Annotated in this window: 26 protein-coding genes; 17 read left to right on the top strand and 9 right to left on the bottom strand. The window is 65.0% G+C overall.

Annotation, left to right across the window (positions count from 1 at the left end; all coding sequences use genetic code 11):
• The first annotated feature begins 175 nt into the window (after window positions 1–175).
• From GJ654_RS05230 to GJ654_RS05220, 3 genes are all read left to right on the top strand, one after another.
• The gene (locus GJ654_RS05230; RefSeq protein WP_246664609.1) at window positions 176–982 is read left to right on the top strand and encodes a glycoside hydrolase family 25 protein; all 807 of its coding nucleotides are present in this window, start codon (window positions 176–178) and stop codon (window positions 980–982) included.
• A gap of 114 nt (window positions 983–1,096) precedes the next feature.
• Window positions 1,097–1,357 carry a hypothetical protein gene (locus GJ654_RS05225; RefSeq protein WP_155445053.1) on the top strand — a complete coding sequence of 87 codons (261 nt, stop codon included), beginning with the start codon at window positions 1,097–1,099 and terminating at the stop codon, window positions 1,355–1,357.
• A gap of 10 nt (window positions 1,358–1,367) precedes the next feature.
• Entirely contained in the window at window positions 1,368–1,799 is a 432-nt protein-coding gene (locus GJ654_RS05220) for a nitrogen fixation protein (protein WP_155445052.1), read from the top strand.
• On the opposite strand, the gene GJ654_RS05215 is transcribed toward GJ654_RS05220, so the two are convergent.
• Window positions 1,784–2,584 (bottom strand): YdcF family protein, encoded by an 801-nt coding sequence (locus GJ654_RS05215; protein WP_155445051.1) that lies wholly within the window; start codon window positions 2,582–2,584, stop codon window positions 1,784–1,786. The two genes, GJ654_RS05220 and GJ654_RS05215, sit on opposite strands and share 16 nt — an antisense overlap.
• Entirely contained in the window at window positions 2,584–2,847 is a 264-nt protein-coding gene (locus GJ654_RS05210) for a DUF3253 domain-containing protein (protein WP_155445050.1), read from the bottom strand. The genes GJ654_RS05215 and GJ654_RS05210 overlap by 1 nt, the downstream gene beginning before the upstream one ends.
• Window positions 2,848–2,955: 108 nt before the next feature.
• On the opposite strand from GJ654_RS05210, the gene GJ654_RS05205 reads away from it, so the two are divergent.
• The 8 genes from GJ654_RS05205 to fabI all read left to right on the top strand — a co-directional run bounded on the left by GJ654_RS05205 (window position 2,956) and on the right by fabI (window position 8,235).
• Complete coding sequence (locus GJ654_RS05205) at window positions 2,956–3,288, top strand: YbjQ family protein (RefSeq protein WP_155445049.1); 333 nt, start codon at window positions 2,956–2,958, stop codon at window positions 3,286–3,288.
• Window positions 3,285–3,494, top strand: coding sequence for a hypothetical protein (locus GJ654_RS05200; protein WP_155445048.1), 210 nt, complete (start codon window positions 3,285–3,287; stop codon window positions 3,492–3,494). Before GJ654_RS05205 ends, GJ654_RS05200 begins: the two co-directional genes overlap by 4 nt.
• Window positions 3,495–3,551: 57 nt before the next feature.
• Window positions 3,552–3,962, top strand: a complete 411-nt coding sequence (locus tag GJ654_RS05195) for a rhodanese-like domain-containing protein (protein WP_155445047.1) — start codon at window positions 3,552–3,554, stop codon at window positions 3,960–3,962.
• A 229-nt stretch (window positions 3,963–4,191) separates the two neighbouring features.
• A complete protein-coding gene (locus GJ654_RS05190) occupies window positions 4,192–4,830 on the top strand; it encodes a glutathione S-transferase family protein (protein WP_155445046.1) in 639 nt (212 codons plus the stop codon).
• The gene (gene chrA / locus GJ654_RS05185; RefSeq protein WP_155445045.1) at window positions 4,773–5,966 is read left to right on the top strand and encodes a chromate efflux transporter; all 1,194 of its coding nucleotides are present in this window, start codon (window positions 4,773–4,775) and stop codon (window positions 5,964–5,966) included. The genes GJ654_RS05190 and chrA overlap by 58 nt, the downstream gene beginning before the upstream one ends.
• A gap of 65 nt (window positions 5,967–6,031) precedes the next feature.
• Window positions 6,032–6,697: a CoA transferase subunit A gene (locus GJ654_RS05180; RefSeq protein WP_155445044.1), complete on the top strand. Its 666-nt coding sequence runs from the start codon at window positions 6,032–6,034 to the stop codon at window positions 6,695–6,697.
• The gene (locus GJ654_RS05175; protein ID WP_155445043.1) at window positions 6,687–7,340 is read left to right on the top strand and encodes a 3-oxoacid CoA-transferase subunit B; all 654 of its coding nucleotides are present in this window, start codon (window positions 6,687–6,689) and stop codon (window positions 7,338–7,340) included. Before GJ654_RS05180 ends, GJ654_RS05175 begins: the two co-directional genes overlap by 11 nt.
• Window positions 7,341–7,407: 67 nt before the next feature.
• A complete protein-coding gene (gene fabI, locus GJ654_RS05170) occupies window positions 7,408–8,235 on the top strand; it encodes an enoyl-ACP reductase FabI (protein WP_155445042.1) in 828 nt (275 codons plus the stop codon).
• Window positions 8,236–8,250: 15 nt separating this feature from the next.
• Here fabI and GJ654_RS05165 read toward each other — a convergent pair whose 3' ends face one another.
• Together GJ654_RS05165 and GJ654_RS05160 are read right to left on the bottom strand one after the other, a co-directional pair.
• Complete coding sequence (locus GJ654_RS05165) at window positions 8,251–8,436, bottom strand: hypothetical protein (RefSeq protein ID WP_155445041.1); 186 nt, start codon at window positions 8,434–8,436, stop codon at window positions 8,251–8,253.
• Between the two features lie 94 nt (window positions 8,437–8,530).
• The gene (locus tag GJ654_RS05160; RefSeq protein WP_155445040.1) at window positions 8,531–9,880 is read right to left on the bottom strand and encodes a (Fe-S)-binding protein; all 1,350 of its coding nucleotides are present in this window, start codon (window positions 9,878–9,880) and stop codon (window positions 8,531–8,533) included.
• A 214-nt stretch (window positions 9,881–10,094) separates the two neighbouring features.
• Between GJ654_RS05160 and GJ654_RS05155 the strand changes: the two genes are divergently transcribed.
• A complete protein-coding gene (locus GJ654_RS05155; protein WP_155445039.1) occupies window positions 10,095–11,204 on the top strand; it encodes an Mrp/NBP35 family ATP-binding protein in 1,110 nt (369 codons plus the stop codon).
• Between the two features lie 75 nt (window positions 11,205–11,279).
• Here the strand turns inward: GJ654_RS05155 and GJ654_RS05150 are convergent, their stop codons facing one another.
• Entirely contained in the window at window positions 11,280–12,272 is a 993-nt protein-coding gene (locus tag GJ654_RS05150; RefSeq protein ID WP_155445038.1) for a hypothetical protein, read from the bottom strand.
• 9 nt (window positions 12,273–12,281) lie between these two features.
• On the opposite strand from GJ654_RS05150, the gene GJ654_RS05145 reads away from it, so the two are divergent.
• Entirely contained in the window at window positions 12,282–13,145 is an 864-nt protein-coding gene (locus GJ654_RS05145; protein WP_155445037.1) for an ATP-binding protein, read from the top strand.
• A gap of 16 nt (window positions 13,146–13,161) precedes the next feature.
• On the opposite strand, the gene GJ654_RS05140 is transcribed toward GJ654_RS05145, so the two are convergent.
• Window positions 13,162–13,488: a hypothetical protein gene (locus tag GJ654_RS05140; RefSeq protein WP_155445036.1), complete on the bottom strand. Its 327-nt coding sequence runs from the start codon at window positions 13,486–13,488 to the stop codon at window positions 13,162–13,164.
• 271 nt (window positions 13,489–13,759) lie between these two features.
• Between GJ654_RS05140 and lexA the strand changes: the two genes are divergently transcribed.
• Window positions 13,760–14,458 (top strand): transcriptional repressor LexA, encoded by a 699-nt coding sequence (lexA, locus tag GJ654_RS05135; protein WP_155445035.1) that lies wholly within the window; start codon window positions 13,760–13,762, stop codon window positions 14,456–14,458.
• Between the two features lie 189 nt (window positions 14,459–14,647).
• Here lexA and GJ654_RS05130 read toward each other — a convergent pair whose 3' ends face one another.
• The 3 genes from GJ654_RS05130 to GJ654_RS05120 all read right to left on the bottom strand — a co-directional run bounded on the left by GJ654_RS05130 (window position 14,648) and on the right by GJ654_RS05120 (window position 17,736).
• The gene (locus GJ654_RS05130; protein ID WP_155445034.1) at window positions 14,648–14,944 is read right to left on the bottom strand and encodes a hypothetical protein; all 297 of its coding nucleotides are present in this window, start codon (window positions 14,942–14,944) and stop codon (window positions 14,648–14,650) included.
• Between the two features lie 83 nt (window positions 14,945–15,027).
• Window positions 15,028–15,441 carry a hypothetical protein gene (locus tag GJ654_RS05125; RefSeq protein ID WP_155445033.1) on the bottom strand — a complete coding sequence of 138 codons (414 nt, stop codon included), beginning with the start codon at window positions 15,439–15,441 and terminating at the stop codon, window positions 15,028–15,030.
• A gap of 66 nt (window positions 15,442–15,507) precedes the next feature.
• Entirely contained in the window at window positions 15,508–17,736 is a 2,229-nt protein-coding gene (locus GJ654_RS05120) for a ComEC/Rec2 family competence protein (RefSeq protein WP_155445032.1), read from the bottom strand.
• A gap of 89 nt (window positions 17,737–17,825) precedes the next feature.
• On the opposite strand from GJ654_RS05120, the gene gltX reads away from it, so the two are divergent.
• The 3 genes from gltX (at window position 17,826) to GJ654_RS05105 (ending at window position 21,208) form a co-directional block, all read left to right on the top strand.
• Complete coding sequence (gene gltX, locus GJ654_RS05115; protein WP_155445031.1) at window positions 17,826–19,259, top strand: glutamate--tRNA ligase; 1,434 nt, start codon at window positions 17,826–17,828, stop codon at window positions 19,257–19,259.
• A 189-nt stretch (window positions 19,260–19,448) separates the two neighbouring features.
• Window positions 19,449–20,738 carry a citrate synthase gene (gltA, locus tag GJ654_RS05110; RefSeq protein WP_155445030.1) on the top strand — a complete coding sequence of 430 codons (1,290 nt, stop codon included), beginning with the start codon at window positions 19,449–19,451 and terminating at the stop codon, window positions 20,736–20,738.
• A complete protein-coding gene (locus GJ654_RS05105; RefSeq protein WP_155445029.1) occupies window positions 20,738–21,208 on the top strand; it encodes a hypothetical protein in 471 nt (156 codons plus the stop codon). The genes gltA and GJ654_RS05105 overlap by 1 nt, the downstream gene beginning before the upstream one ends.
• The last annotated feature ends 119 nt before the right edge of the window (window positions 21,209–21,327 follow it).

Genomic DNA, 21,327 nt, shown 5'->3' with positions numbered 1-21,327 from the left:
ATTCCGTACGGTCTCATCGGCGCCTGACGCGGGGGATCGCCTGTCGCAAATGGCGCAAATGGCCCGCGAAATCAAGCGTTGCGCTGGACAAGGGTGAAAATCTGGTTTCTATTGCGGGCCTGCATGGTTAATGCCCTTTAACGACTTTTTGCTCTTCCAGGGATATTCTGCCCGCATGAACAATCGGTCGAAAACTCTTGGATTTCTCGGGCTCGCCGCGCTCCTCCTCGCGGGCTGCGGTGGCCCCGGCCCCTCCATCATGCCGGACTCCGGCCGGCTCTCGGGGCAGCGGCCCGGTCACTTCAAGGAGTCCGAGGCGATCAAGATCGCCAAGGATCTCCCGGTGCACGGCGTCGACGTCTCCAAATACCAGGGCGATGTCGACTGGATGGCGGTCGCCAATGGCGGCGTGAATTTCGCCTATATCAAGGCCACCGAGGGCGGCGATCGGCTCGACCCGAAATTCTTCCGAAACTGGCACGGCGCCAAGGCCGCGGGCCTGCCGCGCGGGGCCTACCATTTCGTCTATTGGTGCCGGCCCTGGCACGAAAACATGTCCTGGTTCGAGCAGCACGTGCCGCGCGAGCCGGACGCCCTGCCCCCCGTGCTCGATGTCGAGGCCACGCCCACCTCGACCACCTGCCCCCGCCGGCTGGAAAAGGAGCCGACGCTGCGCGAGATCAAGGCCATGCTGGTCGAGATGGAGCGCTTTTACGGCAAGAAGCCGATCATCTACACCACGGTCGATTTCTACGAGGCCATGTTCTCGGACGGCGAGATGTCGGAATACCCGATGTGGATCCGCTCGACAAAACATCATCCCGCCGTGAGATATGGCAACCGTCCCTGGCATTTCTGGCAGTACCAGTCGGACGCCTGGGTGCACGGCATCCCCACCCGAGTCGACCGCAACGCTTTCTACGGCGATGAGAAGGATTGGCGGAACTGGCTGCAAAACAACACTTTCGCCGCCGCTCGGTAGTAGCCGCAACTTGCGCAAGCGATCATTGATGTTACTGTTTTAAAAGGCGCTTCGCCCAAGGAAAGCGCTTTGAAAATTATTAAACGATAACAAATAGTTAACGGGGAGAAACCTATGCCCAAGACGATCGGCCTCGCCGATCTCGCGGCCGCCGTGTCAGCGGCCGTCGCCTCCGCCAAACAGAGGCCGGAACCGGTCGTCATCGGATTGGCGCCGCCAGCGCGACCTTGGCCGCAAGCGGCGGCGACCTTCGCCGGGGCGCGTCCGACAGTGCCGCCGAAATGGCGCGACGGCGTGACCGCGCCCAGAGCGAGCCTGTCCAAGGCGGCGCCCAAGGCGACATCATCGTTCGAGGGTTGGCGCGGCAACGCTTGAGGAGCAGGTCATGTCAGGCGATGGCGACCTCCTCTGCCCCAGTGTGACGCCCGAGACCGAAGGCGCCGTCTTGTTCGGCGTGGTTTCGCGCGTCGCCGGACGACCGAAGGTGGACTGGCTGGAAGCTCCCACCCCTGTGACGCCCGAAATCCTGGCGCTGACCGGCGACACGCCGCCGGCGCAGGTGCTCAGGTTCGCCGCGAAATGCCAGGAGTCCTTCTGCGCCCATTTCGACGGCGTCGATTGCCGGTTGGTGGGACGGCTGGTCGCCGCCCTGCCCCCGGTCGCCCATGAACAGTTTCCCTGCGCCATTCGCGGGGATTGCCGCTGGTTCTGGCAGGAAGGCCTGCGGGCCTGCGAACGCTGTTCGCAGATCGCCACCTATGAGGACCATCCCGAGGCCAGCCTGCGGGAAGCGGCGCGTCCTTACGCGCGCGAGTGATCTCCCGGCAGCAGCGCGTCCGTCTTGCCGGTGAGCCAATAGGCGATGAGGCCGATCCATTCGCGGATCGCCATTTCGGCGTTGCGCACGGCCGTCGCGCCGTCGCCGGGCGGTTTTGCGTCCTCGTCGGTCCCGAACGTGCGGAAATCAACGGGAAAGGCGACCGGGTTCATCCCCAGCGCGCGAAAAACCCCCATGGCGCGCGGCATGTGCCAGGCCGAGGTCACCAGCAGCCAGCGCTCCCCCGCTCCGGGATGGACCAGTTTTTGAGTGAACAGCGCGTTTTCCCACGTGTTGCGCGACTTGTCCTCGAACATCATCTGGCTGTCGGGGACGCCGAGTTCGCGCCAGAATTTTCGCGCGGCGTCCGCCTCGGTTTCATCCTGGGGCAACAGCGAGCCCGAGCCGCCGGAAAACACCAGCTTCGCCTTGGGGAAAGCGCGGGCGAGCGCGACGCCCGCCGTCATGCGCTCGCCGGAATCGTTGAGTTGCGGCTGCCTGCGCGCCGCGCCGACGCGCTCGTCCACGGCGCCGCCCAGGACGATGACGCCAACCGGCGCGGGCATGTCGAGGGTCTGGACGGGGAAGCGGTCTTCGAGCGGCCGCAGCAGCGCGGCGCCGACCGGTAGGAAAGTCATGGCGGCGATCAGGGCGAGGCCGAAGCCGATGAAACCGGCGCCGCCCCGTTTTCTCACCACCCGCCACAGCCCGAAGGCGATGGCGAACAGGCCCAAATGCAGCGGCGACGCCACGAACCAGAAGATTTTGGAGGCGGCGAAAAACATCAGTCGGCGCGCGGGACGCCGAGGCGATAGACGCCTCTAAAATCCTCGGGGTCGACGGGTTTGCCCTTGCGATAAATCACCAGCCGCCCCTCCAGCGCCAGCGCCACCGCCGCGCGACGCACCTGAACAAGATGGTTGCGCCAGCCGAGGTCATCCTCGCCGCGCTTTTCCGCGAAGCTTTTCGCCGCGTCAGTCGGGCAGATGGTTTTTTCCGGGCCGACGGCGCGGCATAGATCGAGAATCGTTTCGGACAAGTCGCTCATCCGGGCATTGGATCATGCGGAGCGCCACGGTCAAGCGCCCGCATTCGAGGCAATCACATAACGTTTGGTCAATGCGCGGCGTCTATGATCCGCGCGCGGAGAAAGCTCATGAAGCCCGAAATGGTCACCACCGCCTTCGATCTGCCCGGCCATCGCATTGTGCGCGGCCTCGGCCTCGTGCGCGGCATCACCGTGCGCTCGCGTTCCGTGCTGGGCAATGTCGCGGGCGCGTTCCAGATTCTGTTCGGCGGGCAGATTTCCGTCTACACCAACCTGTGCGAACACACCCGCACCGAGGCCTATCGCATGATGTGCGAACAGGCCGACGCGCTCGGCGCCAACGCCATCCTGGGCATGCGCTATGACGCCACCGAGGTGATGGGCGGCGTCACCGAGGTGATTTGCTATGGAACAGCGGTGATCGCGGAGGCCCTGCCGTGAGTTTTTCCCGCGCGGCTTTCGGCCTGCTCGTGCTCGGCGCAGGCGTTTTCATCGCGCAAATCTGGTTCGAGATCCTGCGGCCCGAGATTTTTGCCAAGACCCTGGTGACGCTCGGGATTGTGCTCGCCCTGGTGCTGATCTGGGGTTTTGTTCAGCGCGAAAACCGCGAGAGCGCCAAATTGCGCGATCCCGAACGACGGGAATGAATTGCTCAGGTTGACCAAGGCGCGCGCCTGCGCTTCCATTGGAGCGGAGGGGCTCAAATGGCGTCGCAAATCACTCTTGGCTATCAGCAGATGCTCGACGAGGCGCTTGCGGCGATCAAGACCCTGAGCGTCGATGAAGCGCGCGCGCTTTTCGGACGCGAGGACGTGCTGTTCGTCGATCTGCGCGACCCGCGCGAACTCGAGCGCGAGGGCCGCATTCCCGGCGCCTTCCATTGTCCGCGCGGCATGCTGGAATTCTGGATCGACCCCGCGAGCCCCTATGCCAAGCCGCAGTTCCAGGAGGACAAGACCTTTGTGTTCTTCTGCGCCGCCGGCTGGCGCTCCGCTCTGTCGACCTATTTGGCGCAACGCATGGGGCTTGATCCGGTGGCACATATCGACGGCGGGTTCTCCTCGTGGAAGAAATCCGGGGCGCCGGTCGAGGGCGGGAAGAGCGAGAAGGTTTGAGGACGCCGAAGCCGAAGCTCCCGGGGGAATGCAAGGATTCCACAATGACGAGAAAATCCAACGGACCACGCAACGCTATGTCGTCATGGCAGGGCGTCGTCCCGGCCATCCACGCGGCGTCGCAATGCGAACCGTCGCAGAAGTGTCCGTCGCGGCGCGGCGTGGATGCCCGGGACAAGCCCGGGCATGACGTCATTGGCTTGGTGAGAGCGATGACCGGAGGGCGCGCATGACAACCCTTCTCATCGGCAACAAGGCATACTCCTCCTGGTCGGCGCGGCCCTGGCTGCTGATGACCGCGCTCGACATTCCCTTCGCCGAAAAAGTCATCCCGCTCTATGCGGAGGGATCGCGCGAAAAGGCGCTTGCCGTCGCGCCGACCGGAAAGGTTCCGGTGCTCATCAACGATGGTTTTGCGGCCTGGGATTCGCTCGCCATCGTCGAATTCCTGCATGAACGTTTTCCGGAAAAAAACGTGTGGCCGGCCGATGCGCAAAAACGCGCCCGCGCCCGCTCGCTCTGTGCGGAAATGCATTCCGGGTTTCAGGCGCTGCGGCAGGCCTGCCCGACGAACTTTCGCCGCGACCCGCGCGAAAAACCGCTCGAACTCGACGAGGCCGCGCGCGAAAATCTTTCGCGCATTGACGCGATTTTTTCGCAGGCCGAGGGGCCCTTCCTGTTCGGGGACTACAGCGCAGCCGACGCCTTTTTCACGCCGGTCGCGACGCGGCTGCACATCTACCGTCTGCCGATCTCGGCCGGGGCGCAGGCCTATGCGCAAGAATTGCTGGCGCATCCCGCGTATGAGGGATGGCGGGAGGGCGCGCGGGCGGAAGACTGGGTGATCGAGCGCTGGGAGAACCTCTGAACGACGTCCGCGAGGTTTTTTTCACGTTTTTGCGCCTCGGGCTCACATCCTTCGGCGGCCCGGTCGCGCATCTCGGCTATTTTCATTCCGAATGCGTCGCGCGGCGGCGCTGGCTTGACGAAAAGACTTTTGGCGACATTGTCGCCCTGTGCCAGTTCCTTCCGGGACCGGCGTCGAGCCAGGTCGGCGTCTGCCTCGGCCTGCGCCGCGCCGGTTATTGGGGCGCTCTTGCGGCCTGGACCGGTTTTACGGCGCCCTCGGCGGCGCTGATGATCGGTTTTGGCCTTGGCCTCAACCTGCTGGACTCAAGACCGTTTTTGCATGGGCTGAAAATCGTCGCCGTCGCCGTGGTGGCGCAGGCGGTCTGGGCCATGGCGCGCCAATTCTGCCCCGATTTTTTGCGCCTCGCCTTGGCGCTGGCCTCCGCCACGCTGGCGCTGGCCCTGCCCGACGCGCCCGGACAGATCGGCGCGCTCGTTGCGGCGGCGGCGATTGGATGGGCCGCGCTGCCGCCCCAAGCCGCGCCCGCCGCCCTCGATATTTTCGTTGGCCGCCGCGTCGGTTTTCTTGCCGGCGCCGTCTATCTCCTGCTGTTGCTGAGTCCATTGGCGCTGAATCTGCCGGCGGGGGGCGAAAAACTCGCCGCCATCTACCGGGCCGGCGCGCTGGTGTTCGGCGGCGGCCATGTGGTGCTGCCGCTGTTGCGCGAGGGGCTGGTCGTCCCCGGTTTCATCGACGATTCCGCCTTCATCGACGGCTATGGCGCGGCGCAGGCTTTACCGGGGCCGCTGTTTGCTTTCGCCGCCTATCTCGGCGCGGTCATGGATGGTTTCGGCGGCGGCCTGCTGGCGCTTGCCGCGATTTACCTGCCTGGCGTGCTGCTGTTGTTCGCGGTGCTGCCGTTCTGGGCGCAGGTCCGCGCCCTTCCGGGAGCGTCCGCCGCGCTCGCGGGGGTCAACGCCGCCGTGGTCGGGCTGCTGTTCGCCACCTTTTGCGCGCCGATTTGGACCTCGGCGATTTTTTCGTTGCGCGACGCGCTGTTGGCCGCGTGCGCCTTCGCCTTGCTCGTTTTCGCCAAGGCGCCTCCCTGGCTGGTCGTGCTCTTGGGCGCGCTAATGGCTCAGGCGTTGCCCTGACGACATCCGCCCGATACACTCGCGCCTCAGGATTGCCCGCTACACAAAAAAGGGAGGAGCGCGGCATGAAACAGGCTATTTCGCCGCAACAGGCGGCGGAAATGATTCCGGACGGCGCCGTCCTGATGATCGGCGGTTTCATGGGCGTGGGAAGCCCTCATCGCATCATCGACGCTTTGGTGGACGCCGGCCGAAAAGATCTGACCGTCATCGCCAATGATACGGGCCGCCCGGATTACGGCATCGGGCGCCTCGTGCGCGCGAATGCGCTGAGGAAGGTCATCGCCTCGCATATCGGCACCAATCCGGAAACCCAGAAGGGCATGATCGAGGGACGCATAGAGGTGGACCTCGTTCCCCAGGGCACGCTCGCCGAGCGCATCCGCGCCGGCGGTTACGGGCTGGGCGGCGTGCTGACCAGGACAGGCTTGAACACCATCGCCGCCAAGAGCCAGAGGGTGATCGAGATCGACGGTGAGGACTGGCTGCTGGCGTCGCCGCTCAAGGCGGATTTCGCTCTGCTCCACGCCGACCGCGCCGATTTCGTCGGCAATCTCGTCTATGAGCTGACGGCGACCAATTTCAATCCGGTGATGGCCACGGCGGGCGCGACCGTCATCGCGGAACCGCGCGAAATCGTCCCCGTCGGTCTCATTTCCCCCGACAACGTCAACACGCCCGGCGTTCTCGTCAATTTTCTCATCCGTCGGGAGGCTCATCATGTCGCCTGAGGAAATCATCCAGCGCCGCGTCGCGAGCGAACTGCGGCCGGGCACGCTGGTCAATCTCGGCATAGGCCTGCCGACCGGCGTCGCCAAATTTATCCAGCCCGAACGCGGCATCCTCTTTCAGTCGGAAAACGGCATCGTCGGCATGGGCTCGCGCCCGCCGGAAGGCATGGAGGACGAGGAGCTGACCGACGCCGGCGGAGCCTTCATCACCGCCGTTCCCGGCGCTGCCACCGTGGACTCGACCCTGTCCTTCGGGCTGATCCGCGGCGGCCATCTGGACGTCACCGTGCTCGGCGGGCTTGAGGTGGACGAAAAGGGCCATCTCGCCAATTGGGTGGTGCCGGGAAAAATGGTGCCGGGCATGGGCGGCGCGATGGACTTGGTGGCCGGCGCCCGACGCGTGATCATCGCCATGCAGCACACCGCCAAGGGGCGGCCCAAGATCGTGCCGGAGTGCACGCTTCCTTTGACCGCAAACCGCCGAGTCACGCTCATCGTCACCGATCTCGCGGTGATTGAACCGACAGAGACGGGACTTGTCCTGCGCGAGCGCGCGCCGGGCGTGGCGGTTGCCGACATTGTCGCGGCGACATCCGCGAAGCTGACCGTTCCGGACCATGTTCCGGAAATGGATTTGGGCTGAGTTTTACGGCGGTCACAATTCGGCGCCAGAATTTGCCGCGTTCGCTTTCATCTCCGGCGAGGCAGGCATGGACGCACATCAGCGCAAGATCGATCCGCTGCACAAGGTGTGGGACCCCGAAGACCGCATCGGCGACATGCTCAAGGGCAAGCGCGGGCTGGTTGTCGGAGTCGCCAACGAAAACTCCATCGCCTATGGCTGCGCGGCGAAGTTCAGGGGCTTCGGCGCCGAACTGGCGCTGACCTTCGCCCACGAGAAGGGCAAGCATCACGTGCTGCCGCTCGCGGAGCAGATCGAGGCGAAGATGCTGCTCCCGCTTGACGTTGAACAGCCGGGCCAGCTCGAAAGGGTGTTCGAGACGATTGAGAGGGAGTGGGGCAAGCTCGACTTCGTGCTGCATTCCATCGCTTTCGCGCCGAAAGGCGACCTGCACGGCCGACTGGTCGATTCCTCGCGCGAGGGATTCGAGCAGGCCATGCGCATTTCGGTCCATTCGTTCATCGAAATGGCCCGCCTCGCCGAGCCGCTGATGACGGACGGCGGCGTGCTCCTGACCATGAGCTATTACGGCGCGGAAAAAGTCGTCCACCATTACAACATGATGGGCCCGGTCAAGGCGGCGCTGGAATCCTCCACCCGCTATCTCGCGGCGGAACTCGCGCCCAAGGACATTCGGGTCTTCGCCCTGTCGCCCGGACCGATCCGCACCCGCGCCGCGAGCGGCATCGCGGGGTTCGACGATCTCGTCGACATGGCGGAATCGCGCAGCCCCGGCAAGCGTTTGGTGGATATAGCGGAAATCGGCCGGGTGGCGGCTTTCCTGGTCGGCGGCGCATCTTCCGGCATGACCGGCGACACCATCTATGTCGACGCCGGCTTGCATATCATGGCGTAAAGGCGTGGCGACCCCTCAGGTCGGCTCCCTGGCGAGATCGCCCATCGCCATGAGGAGGATTTGCAGGAAGGTCTCGGCCTCCCGCACGTGTTCGAGCGCTCGAACGACGGCCTGCTTGCCGCCTCCGATCATGATGTCGGCAAGCGCAAAACGAAGATTGATCGCCGCGATTTCCCGCAACGCGAATTCGGCGTCAATCATGTGCGCCTCCCCGGATTTTTGTTGTTATTGAAAATCGGCTCTTTCGGCCAAGCTCAGGGAAGCACGCGCGTGCAGGCAAGGGAATGAATTTTCTCTAGGTGTTTTCCACAAGCAGGGAAGCGAGCAGCACCGCCATGTGGACCGGCTTCCTTCCGGCGCCGTCGGCGATCTGGTGGCGGCACGAAAAACCATCGGCCACGACTTCGTCCTCGGGCGCCGCCGCGCGCACCGCCGGCAGCAGGGCGAGCTCCGCCATTTTGCGCGCGGGCTCGAAATGTTCGGCTTCGTAACCGAAGGCGCCGGCGCCGCCGCAGCATCCGGTCTCCAAAATTTCGACCTCCTGGCCCTCGATCAGGGCAAGGGTTTTTTTCAGCGTCTTCATCACGCCAAACGCCTTTTGGTGGCAATGGCCGTGAACGACAATTCTGCCGTCACGCTTTCTCAGCGGCAGCTTGAGTCCCTTGCGCTGCGCCTCGCGCGCCAGAAATTCCTCGAACAGATAAAGATTCTTGTTGAGCCGGCTGACATCCGCGCCCAGGCCCAGGCTGAAAAACTCGTCGCGCATCGAAAGCAGGCAGGACGGCTCGAGTCCGATCACCGGCAGCCCCCTGTCCATGGCCGGCGCCAGCGCTTTCAGGATGCGCTCAGCCTCGAACCGCGCTTTCGAAACCATGCCCATCGACAGATAGGTGCGCCCGCAGCACAGGCCGCGATTCGGCTCGGGATCGTCGGGCGCGGGCTTTGCAATGGACACACGATAGCCGCCGGCCGTCAGCACTTTTATGGCGCTTTCCGCGACCAGCGGATCGAAATGTCGGGCAAAAGTGTCGACCAGCAGCACGACCTCGCCGCGCTCGCCCGAGCCCTGGGGGCCGGGGTCTTCAAAAGGCTTTTTTGACGGCGGCGGCAGCGGCCTCTTGGCGGTGAGCCCCAAGAGCTTTTCCCCGGCCCAGGCGAGCGGCGGGAAAGCGTTGCGCGCCAGCGCCAAAACCCTTAGCGCGCCGCGCCAGCGGGCCAGCCATTCCGGCAAACCGCCCATCAGACGATTGCGAAAGGGAATGCCGGCGATCTCGTTGCGCTGCGCCAAAAATTCGGTCTTGATCAGGACCATGTCCACGGCGCTGGGACATTCCTTCTTGCAGGCCTTGCAGGACACGCACAGATCCATGGCGAGGCTGAGCTCCGGAGCCGCAAAAGCGTTTTCGCCGTAGTCTCCGTTGAGCGCGGCCTTGAAGGCGGCGACGCGGGCTTCCGTCGAATGCGCGGCGTCGTGGGTGATCCGGTAGGAGGGGCACATCACCCCCCTGCCCTCGCGCTGGCATTCGCGACTGTGCATGCATACCGCCACCGCCTTGGCGTAATTGCCGCCGCGTGTGGGTATGCCCGAATAGGCGTCGCCAATGCCGTAGGTGTCGTAGCCCGACCAGTCCAGATGCGTTTTCATTGCGCTCCCGGCCAAGCAAGAAACCCGCCAAGCTTTGCGCGCCGACCCATTTGCGCGCACCCCACGCTCCTTTTGCGCGCACACCTCCGCACGGCTACCCGGTCCAGGCCCGCAAAATCGCGAGCATGCGGCGGCCGCGCTTCTGGAGTACGGGTTGACAGGGACGCGCGTCCTCCTCAGATGCAGACAGGATTGGCGACGGCAGGGCGGCGAAATGTTCAACAATGACGATGTGATTGCGGTTTTGAGGGGCGTGGCGGGACCGGACGGGCGTACGCCCTTGCCGGAAACCGGAGCAATTTCCGGCATTTCAATCCGCGACGGCAAGGTGTTCGTGTCGATCGCGGTGGAGCCGGCCCAGGCGCGCGGCGCCGAGCCGATGCGGGCCGCCGCCGAGGCCGCGCTGCGGCGCCTGCCCGGCGTCGCCGGCGCCAGTGTCGTGCTCACCGCCGAACGCGCGCCGGGAAGCGCATCTGGTTCAGCCCCAGCCCCCCGCCAGCCCGCGCATCCCGCTTCGAAAGGTTCGGGACAGGAGGGGGTGAAGCGGGTGATCGCCGTGTCCTCCGGCAAAGGCGGCGTGGGAAAATCGACCACGGCGGCGAATCTCGCCGTTGGTCTGGCGCGGCTCGGGCTGAAGGTCGGCCTGCTCGACGCCGACGTGTTCGGGCCCTCCGTGCCAAAACTGTTCGCGCTCGACCAGCGGCCCGAGACCACACCGGACGGCAAGGGCATGATACCCCTGGAAAAATACGGCGTGCAATTAATGTCAATCGGCTTCCTCATCGCGCAGGATCAGGCGGTGGTGTGGCGCGGTCCCATGGTGATGTCGGCGATTTCACAACTGCTGCGCGACGTCGCCTGGGGGGAACTGGACATTCTCGTCGTGGACATGCCGCCCGGCACCGGCGACGTGCAGCTCAGCCTCGCCCAGAACGCGCAACTGTCGGGGGCCATTGTTGTCTCGACCCCCCAGGACCTCGCGCTGATCGACGCGCGGCGCGGCATTTCCATGTTCAACCAGGTGAACGTGCCGATTCTCGGGGTGTTCGAAAACATGTCCTATTTCCTGTGCCCGCATTGCGGCGGGCGCTCGGAAATCTTCGCCCATGGCGGGGCGCGGGCGGCAGCCGAAAAAGCCGGCGTGCCCTTCCTCGGCGAGGCGCCGCTGGACATGGCGATCCGTGAAGGCTCCGATGACGGTCGCCCGGTTGTGGCGACGGCGCCGGACTCGCCGCAGGCGGCGCCCTATATGGCGCTGGCGGAAAAAGTGCGCGACGCCGTCGCCGCCGAAGCGCCGAAGGGACCGAAAATCACCATCGGGTGATGCCTGGACCGCCCTCGCCCTTCGAGACGGCGCTGACGCACCTCCTCAGGGTGAGGGCTGCTTTTTTGATCAATGCTAACCGAAGCGGGCGTCGACCTGCTTCACCATCGGCGCGGAGCCGCCGATCAAGATCAACTCGGCCAGCTCCGCCGCGCCAAGCCCACGCTCGATCCTAAACTTCATCTGGCCGTCGTGCGCGGGACCATCGAACACGCAGAGCGCTGCCAGAGCTTTGTCAAACATCAGTGCGTAGGCCGTCTTGTCGGCGGCGGGCAAGTTTTTTGACGCGAAGAGTTCTGCCCCCGAACGCGTCAGCTCAAGCACGAGTTTGTCGCCCTCGGCGCGCGCGACAAAAATGTCGTCCTCGTTGCCAAGCGATTTGGCGGGGTCCACCGCAACCGCCGCGCTCAGATTGGCGCGCGGAAACGGGCGCGGCGAAAAAGTCGTCGGACCTGCGGGGACGACCGGCGCCATCGAAAACGGCGCGGGGAAGAACAGGTCGATTCGCCCGCCGATCCAGGCCAGCCATTGCGCGCGGTCCATGCCCTCGACGGACAGAACGAAATTCCGGTCATCCTTGTCGGCGAAACTGGGTTTTCGGAGACTGAGCGCCTTTTCCAGCATTTTTTTCGCCCGGTCGCGCCAAATCCGCGCCTGCGCGTCGAGCGCGGCCGGGCTCCAGTCGATCCGGGTTGTATCGCCCTTGAGTTCGCCCAGCTTCTGCTCACCGGCGAGGCGAGGCAATGCGGCCTCGAGTTTTTCGAAATCCTCGGGGCGGCGCAATTTCACCCTCACCCCCGCCGTGTCGGCGGAAACCTCCGTGAAAAACGTCCCGCCGAGAATGCGCTCCAAACCCTCGCGGAGACGGCGGGCGAACAGGGCGCGCAAGCGCGCGTCGTCCACCTGAAAGGCGATTTCCGCCTTTTTCGGGGACGGGGCTGCAAAGGCCGGGGCGGCAAGCCCCCCGAGCAGCAGCAGCAGGAGGCGGCGATCGATCGACGGAGCGCTCATGGCGCCATGATAAGCCAGACTCGCGAAAATGTTGAGATCGCGCGGCAAAGCGGGCATAGAACCGTCATGACCGACACCTATTTGCTCCAGCGCATCGCCGAGGCCCTTGAACGGCTGTCGCCGCCGCCGCCGAAAAAACCCTCTTTCGACGCCGCGCAGGCCTTTGTCTGGCGCGCCGAGAGCCAAACCCTGTCGCCGGTGAAAAAGGTCAGCCGGGTCGAACTGTCGCTGCTGCGCGGCGTCGATCTCGCCCGCGACCAGCTCCTGGGCAACACCGAGCGTTTTGCGCGCGGACTTCCAGCGAACAACGTTTTGTTGTGGGGCGCGCGCGGCATGGGCAAATCTTCGCTGGTCAAGGCGGCGCACGCCGAGGTGGACGCGCGGCTGGCAGGGACGAAGAACTGTCGCGGCCTGAAGCTGATCGAAATTCACCGCGAGGACATCGAATCGCTGCCCCTGCTGATGGGTTTGCTGCGCGAGGACGCGCATCGTTTCATCGTGTTTTGCGACGACCTGTCGTTCGACAGCGGCGACGCCTCCTATAAATCGCTGAAGGCGGCGCTGGAGGGCGGCATCGAGGGACGTCCGGACAATGTGTTGTTCTACGCCACCTCCAACCGGCGCCACCTGCTGCCGCGAGAGATGATGGAGAACGAGCGCTCCACCGCCATCAATCCGGGTGAGGCGACCGAAGAAAAAGTGTCGCTGTCGGACCGGTTCGGCCTGTGGCTCGGCTTCCACAAGTGCAACCAGGACGAATTTTTGGAGATGGTGTTCGGCTATGTCGCGCGTTACGGCCTGGAGGCGCCGGCCGAACAAATCCGCGCGGAGGCGCTGGAATGGGCGATCACCCGCGCCTCACGCTCGGGCCGCGCCGCCTTCCAGTATATTCAGGATCTTGCGGGTCGCCTGGGCAAGACGCTGGACTGAACGGCGGGGCGGGGATTCACCGGGCGCCCTGCAACCGCTCCAACAGGCTCGCCCCCGCTGGTTTCCTCGGCCGGCGCAGCGCCGCAAGCGCCGCCTTCCCGCGCTTGCGCAGCAAGGCGACGATGTCGTCCTGGAAACCGGCGCCTCCAGCAATTTGCTCCGCCTCTTCCGGGCTCGCGCCGAGTTCCCGCAGCAAGTCCCGATAGAAGCCCGTCAGGCCCGGAATATCGCCCGGGGAGGTTTTTTCCCGCGCCTTCAGTGAATCGGCCTCCGCCAGCCGCGCCTTGACCTTCTCGCGGTGGCGTTTCTGCTTCTGCGCGCCAGTGAGCGGCGTTTCGCCCAATCTCCGCATCTGTACCCGGTACCCATACGCGAACTCGAATCGGGAAAATGTCAATCGCGCCCTTTCGGCAATAACGTTACGTAACCATTGTTAGGGATGCGTTACCAAGATTGACGAAAGACGAGTCGGCTTTTACCTGAGATCAATATTCTTCTTGCGGAACTAAGAGGGAACATATAATGTTCGTTCATGATTTGTTTAAGCGATTCCCACCGCTGACAGAATAGGAAGTCGACGGGAAGGTTCGCGTAGTCGCTGCTTGAGGTCGTTCATGCTCACCAAGAAACAAAGCGAGTTGTTGCGCTTCATCAACCAGCGCCTCAAGGAAAGCGGCGTGCCGCCGTCCTTCGACGAAATGAAGGACGCGCTCGACCTGCGCTCCAAATCCGGAATTCACAGGCTGATCATGGCGCTGGAGGAGCGCGGCTTCATTCGCCGCTTGCCCAACCGGGCGCGCGCGCTGGAGGTGCTGCGCCTGCCGGAATCCTCGACGCCCTCGACGCCCCGCGCGAAATTCGAGCCGAGCGTCATCCCCGGCAATCTGGGGAAAGTGCGGCCGATCCAAGCCGGTGAGGAGGCTGAGCGGAACAATGTCGCCATTCCCGTGATGGGCCGCATCGCGGCGGGGACGCCGATTTCCGCATTGCAGACGCGTTCGCATTCGATTTCGCTGCCGCCTGACCTGCTCGGCAATGGCGAACATTACGCCCTGGAGGTGCGCGGCGATTCGATGATCGAGGCCGGCATTCTCGATGGCGACACCGTCGTCATCAAGCGGCAGGATACTGCGGAATCCGGCGACATCGTCGTCGCCCTGATCGACGAAGAGGAGGCCACGCTGAAGCGCCTGCGCAAGCGCGGGGCGTCCATTGCGCTCGAGGCCGCAAATCCGGCCTACGAAACGCGCATTTTCGGGCCGGATCGCGTCGCTATCCAGGGCAGGTTGGTTTCACTGGTGCGGAAATATTGAGGCTGCGGCGGGTCGGCGCGGCCAAGGTCGGCGCCAGACGCGGCGGGCCTTCCGCCGCGAGGATATTCCGCGACGCTTCCCGCAGAGGCGCCGCTTGGAGGGCCTGAACACGCCCGGCCATGACGACACGAGCTTATTTTGCCTGCGGGATGCTCACGCACGTGTGGCTATTATTCCCCTAACCGGCCGTCAGGGGCGGCGGGACGCGCTAGCGCGCATGACTGCGAGCCCGGACGCCATGGCGACGACACACAGCGACATGAAAATCTGAACCGGCCAGGAGCCGGGGAAGCCCACGGGCATGTGGCTCGACATGCTGAAATGCAGGGTCGCTCCGGGCCGATCCGGGTGGCGCGGTTCGGCGAGCTTGGCTTTCAGCCGCGCCAGCGCCGCTTCCGCCGCCTCGCGCTCGCCATCGGTGACGGCCCCGCGCCGAAGCGCCTCGACCTTTCGCACACGTTCCCGCAACTGCCTGCTGCTCGTCATCGAAAAGCCCTCATTGCGCCATGAGGCCATGGCGAAGCGCGCCCGTCAATCCGCGATCGCCGAAATCGCGCAAAAATAAGTCGTTAGGCGGCGGCGCGGGCGTTTTCCGCGTGCAGCAACGCCTGGATGTGGCGGCACTGGCGCACGATGTCCAGCGCCTCCGGGGCGACGCGGACGCAGGCGGGATCTCGCGCGAAAATTTTTAGAACCGCGATGTCCTCGTCGTCGAAGACGACATCGAGCAGGTCGAGATCCTGGAAATCGTCTTCGAGCACGACGCCGTCGTAGCGCGCGGCCAGACGCTCGCAGAAATCGACAGCCGCGCGGACCAGCGGCTCCCAGGCGCAGCCGAGAGCCGGCGGCAGCGTTTCCCTCTCGACGAAGAAGGCGTCGGCGTTGGCGCTGATGCGGTCGAGCAGGTCGCAGGCTCGCGGAATCATCCTGATGTCGTCGAGGATGTAATCGGCGAGGTGAACGATTCCGTTTCGGCCCGGCATTGGCGTCCTTTGTTTGAGTTCCACAGCAGTGATAACAGAAATGTGATCGCCCCGGCAAGCTTGGCTTCAAAACGCCTCTTCCGGAGCGCCGTGCGAAAGACTGCGCCGCGCGCTCCAGCGCGGTTTCGGCGCTCGCGACCACGGCCGGTCCTCGCCCGGCGCTCGGGCCGTGCGCCACGCGATGGTCTCGCCGTCCAATCGCAGTGTGACCGCCCCGGTTTGCGCGAGCCTTGCGCGGTCGAGCACAATGGGCGCGACGCAATAATCCGGTGCGAAGAGCGGCGAAATAACGATTTTCGCCCGGGCGCAGTCCTCGTGAAACGCTTCGGCCTCCAGCACCAAGGCCACCGCCGCGCCGTTGCGCGCAAGCGCCGCGCAGCCGAGCTTGTCGCAGCGGCCCGCCGCCTCTGGCTTTTGTCTGTCGTCGCCGTCAGCGCGCAGCCATTGCTCGGACGCGAACGGGTTTTGGCGCCCGAGCGTTCTCAAGGCGCCGCTGGCGTCGCGCAGGGCGGCGGTGTCGCCCGTCGGAGGAACGGCGATGTCGAATTTTTCGGAACTCGCGGCGCCGACGAGGCCGACGCCCAGCAAGGGGACCGCCGTCAACCGCAGCAGGCGGCTGCGCCAGAGCAGCGCGGAGAGCACGGCCAGGGCCAAGAATACGATGGACCAGGGCGCGAAAGCCGGCAGCGCCACATTCGACGCCGGCGATGAGCCGATCCAGCGGGCGACGCGCATGATCGCCTCGATGCCCAGGCTCAGCCAAGCCCAGACTGGGCCATCCAATCCGACGAGGTAGAGGGCCGAGCCCAGCAGCGCCGCCGGCACGGCAAAAAATTCTATGACCGCCAGCGTCAGCGGGTTGCCGATCAGCACGTAGGGGCTGAGTTCGTGGAAATCATAGGCCATGAACGAGGCCGTGGCGGAGGTGGCGCAAAAAGTGGCGACCAGCGCGCCGCCCGCGCCCGAGTTCAGCGCCGCGCGCCAGCCTTCCGCCTCGCCCGGCGGTGGCCGGGAGCGCATGCGCGCTTCATAAACGGCGACCAGCGCCGCCACAGCCGCGAAGGACAGTTGAAAACTCGCGCCGAGCAGGGCTTCGGGCTCGGTGATCACCACAAGAAGGGCGGCGAGCGCGAGGTTGCGCATGGTCAACGCCGGCCGGTCGGCGAGCACGGCGCCGAGCAGGATCAGCGTCATGTAGAGCGCGCGCTCCGAGCCGACCCGCGAGCCCGTGAACAGCGCGTAGCCGCAGGCTGAAACCATGGCGAGCGCCGCCGCCCATTTTTTTATGGGATAGTTCAAGGCGAGGTGGGGAATCCGGGCGAGCAGCGCGCGAAATCCGACAAAGAAAATGCCGGCGACAAGCGTCATCTGCACACCGGAAATGGTGATGATATGAAAAATGCCGGCGCGGCGGATGGTTTCGCGCGCCTCTTCGGACAAAAGATCGCGCTTGCCCGTCACCATCGCGACGGCGATGGCGCCGTTGTCGCCGCCGACCGCCTGAAACACCCGCTGGGCCAGCACGTTGCGCGCGCGATCTATGGCGGCGAAGAAGCGTAGGCTCCGCGGCGCCGGAGCGGGCGGCGGGTCGATTTTTTCCGGCGCGCCCAACATATTGCCGACGCCGCCGATGCGCGCGAAAAAGGCGTCGCGGGCGAAATCGTAGCCGCCCGGCAGCGAAGCTTTTGGGGGCGGCAGCGCCCGGATTTTGGCGGCGACGAAATCGCCCGCAGCGAAGCCGGGCGGGCCGCGTGTGCTCAGGCGCAGGCGGAACGGGGTCGCGCCGGGGCTCACCCCCTCCATTTCGGCGACGCGCAGCAGGATTCGCGCGCCATAGCCCGGGGGGAGACGGGCGTCTTTCGACGCCCTTTGCGGTCTAGCGTCCACTTCCTCGACGAAGCCGGCGACCTCGCCGATAAACGTTCTCTGCAGGACCGGCGCGTCCACCCGCGCCACGCGCCAGCCTGCAGAAAGCTGGCCGGCGAAAAAGGCGGCCAGCGCGACCAGGGGCAACAGCAAGGCGCGGTGGGCGCGAGCGAGCGCCGCAAAAAGACCGAAAGCGGCGGCGAGCGTCGCGATAAGCCAAAGGCGAGGCTCGGTCGGCGCGAGAATATGGGTGATCGCCCCCGCGCCGGCGCAGACCGGCAGCCAGAGGAAAAAGCGCCGCTCGCTCCATTCCTCCTCGAAGGCCGCAACGATCCGCGCCCCAAAACGCGCGGCGAATGCCGGCGCGGAAAACACTGGCGCGCGGCCGGGAGGCGTGCGCGCGGAAAAGTCTCCCGATACGCTCGTCATCAGCCCCTTTTTTTGCGCGTTTGCGCCATGCTAGGAGGGGCGCGCGCGGAGCGACACCAACCGGCCGCGCGAAACTGAAGGTTTTCGAAATGTCCGAGATGATCACGCGCTTCGCCCCCTCGCCCACCGGCTATCTGCACATCGGCGGCGCGCGCACCGCCCTGTTCAATTGGCTGCTGGCGCGCCAGCAGGGCGGCAAGATGCTTCTGCGCATCGAGGACACCGATCGGGAACGCTCGACCGACGCGGCGATCGCCGCGATCATCGACGGCATGCAATGGCTGGGCCTGACCTGGGACGGCGACACCATCTACCAGTTCGCCCGCGCCGACCGCCACCGCGAGGTCGCCGAGGCCATGCTCGCCAAGGGCGCGGCCTACAAATGCTACGCCAGCGCCCAGGAACTGGAGGCGATGCGCGATCTCGCGCGCAAGGAAGGGCGTCCGCCGCGCTATGACGGCCGCTGGCGCGAGCTTGGCGGGACGCAGGCGGAGGCCGACGCCATCGCCGAGGGGCGCAAGCCGGTGGTGCGGCTGAAGGCGCCGCGCGAGGGCGAGACCGTGATCCAGGACAAGGTGCAGGGCGAGGTCCGCTTCCCCAACAAGGACCTCGACGACCTGATTTTGCTGCGCTCGGACGGAACCCCGACCTATATGCTGGCCGTGGTGGTGGACGACCATGACATGGGCGTGACGCAGATCATCCGCGGCGACGATCACCTCACCAACGCCGCGCGGCAGACCCACATCTATCAGGCGATGGGGTGGGATGTTCCGGCCTTCGCCCATATCCCGCTGATCCACGGGGCGGACGGGGCCAAACTGTCCAAGCGGCACGGAGCGCTGGGCGTCGACGCCTATCGCGCCATGGGCTATCTGCCGGAAGCGCTGCGAAACTATCTGGCGCGGCTCGGCTGGAGCCAGGGCGACCGCGAATTCTTTTCGACCCCCGACCTCATCGAGGCGTTTTCGCTCGACCAGGTGCACCGCTCGCCGGCGCGGTTCGACTACGCCAAGCTCGAAAACATGAACGGCCACTACATGCGCGCGACCCCGGACGAGGCGCTGCTGGCGGTCTTTTTGGAGACCCTGCCCTATCTGCCGAACGGCGAAACCCTTTCGGCGCAGGTCGACGAGACCAAGACGGCGCAGCTGCTGCGCTCGATGGCCGGGCTCAAGGAGCGCGCGAAAACCCTGGTCGAATTGGCGGACGGGGCGCAGTTTCTGTTCGCGCAGCGCCCCTTGACCTATGACGCCAAGGCGACGGAAATTCTGAAACCGGAGGCCAAGGCGCATCTCGCCGCGCTGGCTCCACGATTCGCGGCGCTGGCGGACTGGACGGCGGCGGCCACGGAAGACGTCGTGCGCGCCTATGTCGCGGAAACGGGGGCAAAGCTCGGACAGGTCGCCCAGCCGCTGCGGGCGGCGCTCACCGGGCGCGGGACTTCGCCGGGCATTTTCGACGTCATCGAAGTGCTGGGCCGCGACGAGGCGCTCGGCCGGATCGCGGACGCGGCGGCCTGAGCGCCGCCTCGCGGCGCCCATTGGTCTAAGGCGCGTCATCTTGCCCCAGGCCCGCAACTAAGCTAGTCAGAGCGGCGCACAATTGACGCGGCTCTACCGTCCAGCCCTCCCGATGATGGGGAACAAGGCTCGCCCGGGGCGCTCCCCGAACGGCAGACGCGACTTGGATGACTGCAAAGGGGCGATGTCATGGGCGAATCAGCAAAATTCACGATCGGCGAAAAAGTTGTAGACATGCCGGTCTCGCACGGGTCGGTCGGACCGGCCGTGGCCGATATCGGCAAGCTTTACGCGCAGACCGGAATGTTCACCTATGATCCGGGCTTCACCTCGACCGCGTCCTGCGAGTCGAAGATCACCTATATCGACGGCGACGCCGGCGTTTTGCTCTATCGCGGCTATCCGATCGAACAGCTCGCCGAAGGCGGCGACTTCCTGGAGACCTGCTACCTGCTGCTGAACGGCGAGCTGCCGAACGCCGCGCAAAAGGCCGAGTTCGACTACCGCATCTCGCGCCACACCATGGTGCACGAGCAGATGGCCCGGTTCTACCAGGGTTTCCGCCGCGACGCGCACCCTATGGCGGTCATGGTCGCGTGTATCGGCGCGCTCTCGGCCTTCTATCACGACTCCATCGACATCACCGATCCGGTGCAGCGTCAGGTCGCGACCGTCCGCATCATCGCGAAGATCCCGACCATCGCGGCCATGGCCTACAAGTATAATATCGGCCAGCCCTTCATGTTCCCGAAGAACGACCTCGATTACACTTCCAACTTCCTGCGGATGTGTTTCGGCGTGCCGTGCGAGGAGTACAAGGTCAATCCGGTTGTTTCCCGCGCGCTGGACCGCATCTTCATCCTGCACGCCGACCACGAGCAGAACGCCTCGACCTCGACGGTGCGTCTCGCCGGCTCCTCGGGCGCGAATCCCTTCGCCTGCATCGCCGCCGGCATCGCCTGCCTGTGGGGCCCCGCCCATGGCGGCGCCAATGAGGCCGCGCTGAAGATGCTCACTGAAATCGGCCACGTCGACAATATTCCGAAATACATCGCCAAGGCCAAGGACAAGAACGATCCGTTCCGCCTCATGGGTTTCGGCCATCGTGTCTACAAGAACTACGACCCGCGCGCCAAACTGATGGCCAAGACTTGCCACGAGGTTCTGGGCGAACTTGGCATCAAGGACGATCCGCTGCTCGACGTCGCCGTGGAGTTGGAGCGCATCGCGCTGCACGACGATTATTTCATCGAGAAGAAGCTGTATCCGAACATCGACTTTTACTCGGGCATCACGCTCAAGGCGATGGGCTTCCCGGTCTCGATGTTCACCGTGCTGTTCGCTTTGGCCCGCACCGTCGGCTGGATCGCGCAGTGGAAGGAAATGATCGAGGACCCGCACCAGAAGATCGGCCGTCCGCGCCAGCTCTACACCGGCGAACCCCGCCGCGAATATGTGAAGATCGCCTCGCGCGCGTGATGAAATTTTTCACCATCGCTCTCTCCGCCTCCGTCCTGTTTCAGGCCGGGGGCTGTCCCGCTTTCGCCGACGACAAGATCGATGACAAGGCTTTTGATTGTCCGGCCTTCAAGGCGGTGATCGCGGCCGCGCCCGACGGGTTTGCATCACTGCGCGGTGCCGTGGTGCGCGACGAGGACAGCGTGGCTGCTTATGCCGTGCCTGCGCCGCTGTTTGGCGCCTGCGAAATTCTCGACAAGAAGAAGATTTCGGAGATTTCCTACTCGTGTCAGGCGGAAAAACTCGATCTCGCCGATCTCAAGGCGACGCTCGATTCCTGCCTGGGCGAGAGCGCGCAGCGTTACGCGTCCAATGAAAATCCGAATACGCCCTATCTGCGCTACAATGTGCCAGTCGCGGGGCGGCAGGCGCGCGTGATCGCGCTCAAGACGTTCGGGAAGATCACGCTGGCGGTGTTCAACCCGAGGTGAGGACCCGTCGGGAAAATCCCGGCGCGAACACGAGCCTATGCAGGAGGCGACGCGGCTTTACGCCGGCATGGCCGGGCAGACCGTGATGGAAGTGCGGACTTCCCGGGCGCCGCGAGCCG

The organism is Rhodoblastus acidophilus (genome assembly GCF_009720655.1).
In the GTDB taxonomy this organism is placed as follows: Bacteria; Pseudomonadota; Alphaproteobacteria; order Rhizobiales; family Beijerinckiaceae; genus Rhodoblastus; species Rhodoblastus acidophilus_A.
Note: the sequence above shows the minus strand (reverse complement) of the source record. Positions and strands in the feature narration are given on the sequence as shown.

What these genes read in the sequence shown, in the direction of transcription:
- GJ654_RS05230 (WP_246664609.1), top strand. Translation starts at nt 176, where the DNA reads ATGAACAATCGGTCGAAAACTCTTGGATTTCTCGGGCTCGCCGCGCTC.
- GJ654_RS05225 (WP_155445053.1), top strand. Translation starts at nt 1,097, where the DNA reads ATGCCCAAGACGATCGGCCTCGCCGATCTCGCGGCCGCCGTGTCAGCG.
- GJ654_RS05220 (WP_155445052.1), top strand. Translation starts at nt 1,368, where the DNA reads ATGTCAGGCGATGGCGACCTCCTCTGCCCCAGTGTGACGCCCGAGACC.
- GJ654_RS05215 (WP_155445051.1), bottom strand. Translation starts at nt 2,584, where the DNA reads ATGTTTTTCGCCGCCTCCAAAATCTTCTGGTTCGTGGCGTCGCCGCTG.
- GJ654_RS05210 (WP_155445050.1), bottom strand. Translation starts at nt 2,847, where the DNA reads ATGAGCGACTTGTCCGAAACGATTCTCGATCTATGCCGCGCCGTCGGC.
- GJ654_RS05205 (WP_155445049.1), top strand. Translation starts at nt 2,956, where the DNA reads ATGAAGCCCGAAATGGTCACCACCGCCTTCGATCTGCCCGGCCATCGC.
- GJ654_RS05195 (WP_155445047.1), top strand. Translation starts at nt 3,552, where the DNA reads ATGGCGTCGCAAATCACTCTTGGCTATCAGCAGATGCTCGACGAGGCG.
- GJ654_RS05190 (WP_155445046.1), top strand. Translation starts at nt 4,192, where the DNA reads ATGACAACCCTTCTCATCGGCAACAAGGCATACTCCTCCTGGTCGGCG.
- chrA (WP_155445045.1), top strand. Translation starts at nt 4,773, where the DNA reads ATGGCGGGAGGGCGCGCGGGCGGAAGACTGGGTGATCGAGCGCTGGGA.
- GJ654_RS05180 (WP_155445044.1), top strand. Translation starts at nt 6,032, where the DNA reads ATGAAACAGGCTATTTCGCCGCAACAGGCGGCGGAAATGATTCCGGAC.
- GJ654_RS05175 (WP_155445043.1), top strand. Translation starts at nt 6,687, where the DNA reads ATGTCGCCTGAGGAAATCATCCAGCGCCGCGTCGCGAGCGAACTGCGG.
- fabI (WP_155445042.1), top strand. Translation starts at nt 7,408, where the DNA reads ATGGACGCACATCAGCGCAAGATCGATCCGCTGCACAAGGTGTGGGAC.
- GJ654_RS05165 (WP_155445041.1), bottom strand. Translation starts at nt 8,436, where the DNA reads ATGATTGACGCCGAATTCGCGTTGCGGGAAATCGCGGCGATCAATCTT.
- GJ654_RS05160 (WP_155445040.1), bottom strand. Translation starts at nt 9,880, where the DNA reads ATGAAAACGCATCTGGACTGGTCGGGCTACGACACCTACGGCATTGGC.
- GJ654_RS05155 (WP_155445039.1), top strand. Translation starts at nt 10,095, where the DNA reads ATGTTCAACAATGACGATGTGATTGCGGTTTTGAGGGGCGTGGCGGGA.
- GJ654_RS05150 (WP_155445038.1), bottom strand. Translation starts at nt 12,272, where the DNA reads ATGCCCGCTTTGCCGCGCGATCTCAACATTTTCGCGAGTCTGGCTTAT.
- GJ654_RS05145 (WP_155445037.1), top strand. Translation starts at nt 12,282, where the DNA reads ATGACCGACACCTATTTGCTCCAGCGCATCGCCGAGGCCCTTGAACGG.
- lexA (WP_155445035.1), top strand. Translation starts at nt 13,760, where the DNA reads ATGCTCACCAAGAAACAAAGCGAGTTGTTGCGCTTCATCAACCAGCGC.
- GJ654_RS05130 (WP_155445034.1), bottom strand. Translation starts at nt 14,944, where the DNA reads ATGACGAGCAGCAGGCAGTTGCGGGAACGTGTGCGAAAGGTCGAGGCG.
- GJ654_RS05125 (WP_155445033.1), bottom strand. Translation starts at nt 15,441, where the DNA reads ATGCCGGGCCGAAACGGAATCGTTCACCTCGCCGATTACATCCTCGAC.
- GJ654_RS05120 (WP_155445032.1), bottom strand. Translation starts at nt 17,736, where the DNA reads ATGACGAGCGTATCGGGAGACTTTTCCGCGCGCACGCCTCCCGGCCGC.
- gltX (WP_155445031.1), top strand. Translation starts at nt 17,826, where the DNA reads ATGTCCGAGATGATCACGCGCTTCGCCCCCTCGCCCACCGGCTATCTG.
- gltA (WP_155445030.1), top strand. Translation starts at nt 19,449, where the DNA reads ATGGGCGAATCAGCAAAATTCACGATCGGCGAAAAAGTTGTAGACATG.
- GJ654_RS05105 (WP_155445029.1), top strand. Translation starts at nt 20,738, where the DNA reads ATGAAATTTTTCACCATCGCTCTCTCCGCCTCCGTCCTGTTTCAGGCC.